Consider the following 6,426-nt stretch of genomic DNA (forward strand, 5'->3'; position numbering starts at 1 on the left):
CACGTGCTCGACATCGGCTACTCCCTCTCCCGCCGCTTCCCGGACCCGCCGCAGACCGACTACCGGCGGGCGGACGTGCAGGCGCTGCGCCACGACCTCTTCTGCGGAGACGTCTACCTCGCCGACACCAAGGAGGACCGGGAGGTCTCCACAGCCTGGGGATGGGTGCCGGTGCTCGACTTCGCCTGGGCGCTGTGCGACATCGTCGAGCAGCTCGACCGGGACCCCCTCGGCAGCCGACAGGCCAAACCCCGGCACGCCGAGCTCGACTTCACCGAATCCAGCGACCGGATGCTCTTCGAGCGCCGCTTCGGCTGGGTCGACGTCGAGGCTGACTGGATGCCCGGCGACGAGCCGCCCCTCACCTTCAACCACACCGAACTCCGTCGCGAGGCACGCGACTTCTTGCACGACCTGATCGCCGACCTCACCGACATGCACGAGGGCCTCGGCGACAATCCGGTGATCTGGGACCTCCAGGCACGCTTTCCCCGCACGTCCTGAGCAGAGCCCCGCCCAGCGCGAGCACGGCCGGAGCAGGGCCGGAGCAGGGCCGGAGCACGGCCGGAACACGGCCGGAGCACGGCCGGCAAGGTCACCGCCTGCCCACAGCACGGCAAGTGCACGGCCCGAGCACCGCCCGACCCGAGCACCGCCCGACCCGAGCACCGCACGACGAGAACACCCTCCGGCCCGAGCGCCGCACGACCAGTGCACGACCAGTGCACGACCAGTGAGCCTCCGTCAACTTAAACACGCTGGTCAGGGGGCTGGTGTGACCGCCCTCCGTAGCACTCAGGCTGGCTGTGGGCGGCAGTCTCCGACGTAGATCGTCTGACCGGGAGGTTGGCTCACCGGTTTCTGTTTGTGCCGAGGCCGGTCGCGCCCTGGGGGACGTGACCGGCCTGACTTCCGGCGGGATGCCGAGTGGTTGGGTGTCAGCCCGGCAGATCACCGGTGTAGCGGTAGATGTTGCCAGCCGAGTTCACGCCCCAGACGGTGCCGTCCGCGGCTGCTCCGATGTCGGTGAGCGCGCCGGGGATCTGCACCCAGGGGCTGGCGTCGTCGTTGGTGTAGCGGTAGATGTTCCCGTCGGCGTTCGCACCCCAGACCGAGGTGCGGGAGCCTGCTGAAATCGCCTTGAGCGCACCGCTGATCTGCTTCCAGTGGCCGCTTTCCTGGTCGCCGGTGTAGCGGTAGATGTTGCCGGCGGAGTTGACGCCCCAGACGGTGCCGTCCGCGGCTGCTCCGATGTCGGTGAGCGCGCCGGGGATCTGCACCCAGGGGCTGGCGTCGTCGTTGGTGTAGCGGTAGATGTTCCCAGCCGCGTTGACGCCCCACACGCTGGTCCTCGACCCGGCCGAGATCCGAACGAGCGCACCGCTGATCTGCTTCCAGTGGCCGCTTTCCTGGTCGCCGGTGTAGCGGTAGATGTTGCCGGCGGAGTTGACGCCCCAGACGGTGCCGTCCGCGGCTGCTCCGATGTCGGTGAGCGCGCCGGGGATCTGCACCCAGGGGCTGGCGTCGTCGTTGGTGTAGCGGTAGATGTTCCCAGCCGCGTTGACGCCCCACACGCTGGTCCTCGACCCGGCCGAGATCCGAACGAGCGCACCGCTGATCTGCTTCCAGTTGGCCATTCCACGGGCTCCTTGTCGTCTGCAATGTCGCATGCAGATGCTCCCGCGACGGAACGATTCAGCATTCAAGCGCGCTCGCGGCATGATCTTTCTCTTGTCCGTAAAGTCGTGTTTATCAGATGGGTTGCGTGCTTCAAGCTGGACTTGTGCGGTCGGCGGTCCATCAGAGCGCGACCTGAACAGAGGTCCCACCTGCGGGTTAAGCGCGATTACCACGTTGACGCCGATGAGTGAGCGAGAGCGCGGGGAGGCCGGCCCGAGGTGTTCGACATGCCGGAGGAGGTAGAAGGGCCTGGTCGGCTCACCTGTTCCTGCCCCGTGCGGTCGGGTGGCCTTCTACGATCCTGTGCATGGATCCCGAGCTGCTGGAACGGATCACCGCGCGGCGCGCAGAACTGGACGAACTCGAAGAACAGCTGGCCAAGCGTCTGGCGGAGGTGCGGGCCGAGCGCGGTGAACTTGCCGTCGCCGAGCGTGCCCTTGAACGCGTGAGCGAGCAACTCGCCGACGAACGCGCTGCGGCGACGCCGATGCCCGGGCAGGTGGGCGGACGAGCGGTGATGCTCATCCCGCACCGCGCGCCGGACGTGGAGGAGACCATGCTCCCGCCGGATTACCAGCGCATCCTCGCCGACCGTGCGGCAGGCGGCCGGGCCGGTCATGGCCCGGCAGGTCGGCGACATGCTGGGAGTGGACGTCAGCGTGCGGTCCAAACTGGAACCGCTGCGCGGCAGGCTGGTCAGACTGGTCGATCGCGGCTGGCTGCGGAACTGCCCGACGGGCGGTTCACAACCCGCCTGTGAACTCCACCCCGTCGTAGTCCCCGTCCGGCTCCAGCGCACCACCCCCGAACGCCTCGAGCCGCGGCAACCGCACCTGCGCCACCCTCGCCGCCACCCATGCCGGCCTGCGCGCCTTCGCCATGACCCCACAGTGACATGCGCCACTGACAACGCCCCTCCGGCCATCCGATGTCACGCCCCGCACTCGCCGGTCCGTCCCAGTCGTGCGAGAGCGTCGAGCCAACCGGGAGAGAGACTCCAGGAGCGAGACACCCTGGTCGTCGCCACCACCTCGACGCACCCGGCGTCTCCTCGGCGACGACACCCTGCGCCGGGCCAGCGGCCGCACCACCTGATCGACCAGGCGCTGCGCGGCAGTCGGCGTCGCGCCTCCCGCAACCGCCTTGACCTCAAGCGAGCTCGAGGTTGAAGAGTGGGCCCACCAGGATCCGCTCGCCCGGATCCGCGACACCCATCGCAGCACAAGGGAGTCCCCCCATGCACGCCGTCCGCCTGCACGCCTTCGGACCCGCCGGGAACCTCACCTACGAGACCACCGACGACCCCGTACCCGGCCCCGGCCCCGGCCAGGTACGGATCGCCGTCGCGGCCGCCGGCGTCCACCTCCTGGACACCGCACTGCGCGAAGGCGCTGCGGGCCCCTTCGGCGCCCCCGCCGAGCTGCCCACCGTCCCCGGCCGCGAGGTCGCCGGCACCGTCGACGCCCTCGGCGAGGGCACGGACCCGGCCTGGCTCGGCAAGCGCGTCGTCGCCCACCTCGGCATGGCGCCCGGCGGCTACGCGGAGCTGGCCGTCACGGACGCGGGAAGACTCCACGAGATCCCCGGCCACCTCGGCGCGAGCGAGGCCGTCGCCATGATCGGCACCGGCCGCACCGCTCTCGGCATCCTCCAGTACACCGAACTCGGCCCGGACGACACCGTGGTTGTCCCCGCCGCCGCGGGCGGCATCGGCACCCTGATCGTGCAGTACGCCAAGAACGCCGGCGCCACCGTCGTCGGCCTCGCGGGCGGCCCCGCCAAGACCGCCCGCGTCCGCGGCAACGGCGCCGACCTCGCCGTCGACTACACGCTCCCCGACTGGCCGGACACCGTACGCGCCCACCTCGGCGACCGGCGAGCCACCGTCGTCTACGACTCCGTCGGCGGCGACGCCGGCCGCGCCGCCGTCGGCCTCCTCGGCGAAGGCGGCCGGCACATCGTCTTCGGCTGGTCCAGCCAGGGCATCCTGTCCGACAACCCCCTCATCCTCACCGAGGAGGAGCTTGCCGAACGGGGCATCACCTCGCAGAGCGTCCTCGGCCCGGCCATGCTCGAGAAGGCAGGCGGCCTGCGCGCCCTGGAGACCCGCGCCCTGGCCGAAGCCGCGGCCGGCCGGCTGCGCCCCGCAGTCCAGCCCCACCCCCTCGCCGACGCCGCCGGCGCGCACCGCGCCCTGGAGACACGCGGCACCATGGGCAAGGTCGTCCTGATCCCCTGAGGCTGATGCTCCGAGGCCGGTCCACATGGCCGACCCCTGAGGCCGGTCCGCCAAGGACGATCCCTGAGGCTGATCCGTAAAGCACGACCCCGAGGCCGATGCCCGGCTGCCCCGGCCGCCGGCGCGTGCCCCTGGAAAGCCCGTAGAGCCCCGGAGCCGGTGGGAGACCCCGCCCTACGACCCCAGGCTCTTGAGCGCCCCGTCGGTCAGCCGGTACACCGTCCACTCGTCCTGCGGCCGCGCGCCCAGCGACCGGTAGAAGTCGATCGACGGGGTGTTCCAGTTCAGCACGGACCACTCCAGCCGCTCGTAGCCCCGCTCCACGCAGATCCGCGCCAGCTCCGTCAGCAGCGCCTTGCCGTGCCCGCCGCCCCGCAGCCGCGGACGCACGTACAGGTCCTCCAGGTAGATCCCGTGCACACCCCGCCAGGTCGAGAAGTTCAGGAACCACAGCGCGAAACCGGCGACCTCTCCGTCCTCCGTCTCCGCGATGTGCGCGAAAGCGGCGGGCCGCTCGCCGAACAGCGCCTCCCGCAGCTGCTCCTCGGTGGCGTTCGCCTCGTGCAGAGCCTTCTCGTAGTCGGCGAGCTCCCGGACCATCTCGTGGATCACGGGCACATCGGCGGGTGTTGCGGTACGAATCATGGCCCCAGCCTGCACGGTCGCCCGCTCGTCGCGCCAGCGGCGTCCGAGCGACGATCACCAGCCCCCCGTCCAGTTCCCCGTCTCCAGCCCCCGTCCGGCTCCTCCCCGCCCTCCGCCTCCCGGAGGCCGCTCTGCGGCACTCTGCCCGGCGTCCTGGAACTGCGCCGCCCGTCCCGGCGGCGCCTCCACGACGGCCCGCCCGGACTCCTCGCCGTACGAGCGCAGAGACGCGACCCACTCCCACGGAATCTCGATCACGCCGCTGACCGCATGTCGCCAAACCACGTGCGGAGCAGTAGATTCCCGCCAGACGCAGGCGACCACCGGCAGGGAAACGGCACACGACATGAGCACCGTCAACGGCGGCATATCGTTCTGGTACGCACAGGACGGCGCCCCCGCGCCCCGCGAGCCCCTCCCCGGTGACAGCACCGCCGACGTCTGCATCGTCGGTGGCGGATACACGGGCCTGTGGACCGCGTACTACCTCAAGAAGGCCGTCCCCTTCCTCGACATCACCGTCCTGGAAGCCAAGTTCTGCGGCTACGGCGCCTCGGGACGCAACGGCGGCTGGCTCTACAACGGGATCGCCGGACGCGACCGCTACGCGCGGCTCCACGGCCACGACGTCGCCGTACGCCTCCAGCAGGCCATGAACGACACCGTCGACGAGGTCATCCGCGTCGCCGCCGACGAGAACATCGACGCCGACATCCACAAGGGCGGCGTCCTGGAGATCGCGCAGACCCCGGCCCAGCTCCGGCGCCTGAAGGACTTCCACTCCGTCGAGGCAGCCTTCGGCGAGAAGGACCGCGTCCTGCTCGGCGCCCGTGAAACCGCCGAACGCATCCGTGTCAGCGGCGCCGTCGCCTCCAGTTGGACCCCGCACGGCGCCCGGCTGCACCCGGTGAAGCTGGTCAAGGGCCTCGCCGCCGCCGTCGAGGCCCTCGGCGTCACCGTCCACGAATCGACGCCCGTCACCGAGATCAGGCCGAAGCACGCCGTCACCCCGTACGGCACCGTCCGCGCCCCGTACGTCCTGCGCTGCACCGAGGGCTTCACCGCGTCACTCAAGGGCCAGCACCGCACCTGGCTCCCGATGAACTCCTCCATGATCGCCACGGAGCCGCTCCCCGAGGACATCTGGGCGGAGATCGGCTGGTCCGGCCGCGAGACCCTCGGCGACATGGCTCACGCCTACGTGTACGCCCAGCGCACCGCCGACGACCGGATCGCCATCGGCGGCCGCGGCGTCCCGTACCGCTACGGCTCGAAGACCGACAACGACGGGCGCACCCGGCCCGCCACGGTCGAGGCCCTGCGCGACGTCCTGGTCCGGTTCTTCCCCCGGCTCGCCGGGGCCCGCGTCGCCCACGCCTGGTCCGGCGTCCTCGGCGTCCCCCGCGACTGGTGCGCCACCGCCACCCTCGACCGCTCCACCGGCCTCGGATGGGCCGGCGGCTACGTCGGCTCCGGCGTCGCCACCGCCAACCTGGCCGCCCGCACTCTGCGCGATCTGATCCGGCAGGACTCCGGCCAGGCGGGCCCGACCGACCTCACCGCCCTGCCATGGGTCAACCACAAGGTCCGCAAATGGGAGCCCGAACCCTTCCGCTGGCTCGGCGTCCACACCCTGTACGCGGCCTACCGCAAGGCCGACCACCGCGAGGCCACCACCCACGCCCCCGCCACCGACCGCCTCGCTTCCCTCGCCGACAGGATCTCCGGCCGGCACTGACCGGACACGCGGGAAGGGCCCCGGCGTCTGGCGGATTCTCGGGGTCCTCGCAACACCTGATGGCTTACGTGGTCGTCAGTAGATCACGCAGACGCTCGGCTGGGGTTTTCCAGCCGAGCGTTTT

At 71.0% G+C, this 6,426-nt stretch carries 8 protein-coding genes; 4 read left to right on the top strand and 4 right to left on the bottom strand.

Annotation, left to right across the window (positions count from 1 at the left end; translation table 11 throughout):
- Positions 1–3: 3 nt before the first annotated feature.
- On the top strand, positions 4–504 hold the full coding sequence (locus AB0903_RS10005; protein WP_366700869.1) for a hypothetical protein: 501 nt from the start codon (positions 4–6) through the stop codon (positions 502–504).
- Positions 505–938: 434 nt separating this feature from the next.
- Here AB0903_RS10005 and AB0903_RS10010 read toward each other — a convergent pair whose 3' ends face one another.
- On the bottom strand, positions 939–1,637 hold the full coding sequence (locus AB0903_RS10010; protein WP_366700871.1) for a tectonin domain-containing protein: 699 nt from the start codon (positions 1,635–1,637) through the stop codon (positions 939–941).
- A gap of 350 nt (positions 1,638–1,987) precedes the next feature.
- On the opposite strand from AB0903_RS10010, the gene AB0903_RS10015 reads away from it, so the two are divergent.
- Complete coding sequence (locus AB0903_RS10015; protein ID WP_366700873.1) at positions 1,988–2,440, top strand: hypothetical protein; 453 nt, start codon at positions 1,988–1,990, stop codon at positions 2,438–2,440.
- On the opposite strand, the gene AB0903_RS10020 is transcribed toward AB0903_RS10015, so the two are convergent.
- Positions 2,424–2,561, bottom strand: coding sequence for a hypothetical protein (locus tag AB0903_RS10020; RefSeq protein ID WP_366700875.1), 138 nt, complete (start codon positions 2,559–2,561; stop codon positions 2,424–2,426). The two genes, AB0903_RS10015 and AB0903_RS10020, sit on opposite strands and share 17 nt — an antisense overlap.
- A gap of 356 nt (positions 2,562–2,917) precedes the next feature.
- On the opposite strand from AB0903_RS10020, the gene AB0903_RS10025 reads away from it, so the two are divergent.
- Positions 2,918–3,919, top strand: coding sequence for a zinc-binding dehydrogenase (locus tag AB0903_RS10025; RefSeq protein ID WP_366700877.1), 1,002 nt, complete (start codon positions 2,918–2,920; stop codon positions 3,917–3,919).
- 174 nt (positions 3,920–4,093) lie between these two features.
- Here AB0903_RS10025 and AB0903_RS10030 read toward each other — a convergent pair whose 3' ends face one another.
- Together AB0903_RS10030 and AB0903_RS10035 are read right to left on the bottom strand one after the other, a co-directional pair.
- Positions 4,094–4,564, bottom strand: coding sequence for a GNAT family N-acetyltransferase (locus AB0903_RS10030; protein WP_366700879.1), 471 nt, complete (start codon positions 4,562–4,564; stop codon positions 4,094–4,096).
- Positions 4,565–4,618: 54 nt separating this feature from the next.
- On the bottom strand, positions 4,619–4,822 hold the full coding sequence (locus AB0903_RS10035; RefSeq protein WP_366700881.1) for a hypothetical protein: 204 nt from the start codon (positions 4,820–4,822) through the stop codon (positions 4,619–4,621).
- A gap of 88 nt (positions 4,823–4,910) precedes the next feature.
- Between AB0903_RS10035 and AB0903_RS10040 the strand changes: the two genes are divergently transcribed.
- A complete protein-coding gene (locus AB0903_RS10040) occupies positions 4,911–6,302 on the top strand; it encodes an FAD-dependent oxidoreductase (protein ID WP_366700883.1) in 1,392 nt (463 codons plus the stop codon).
- Positions 6,303–6,426: the final 124 nt, after the last annotated feature.

This window comes from Streptomyces sp. NPDC048389, assembly GCF_040706335.1.
Classification (GTDB): Bacteria; Actinomycetota; Actinomycetes; order Streptomycetales; family Streptomycetaceae; genus Streptomyces.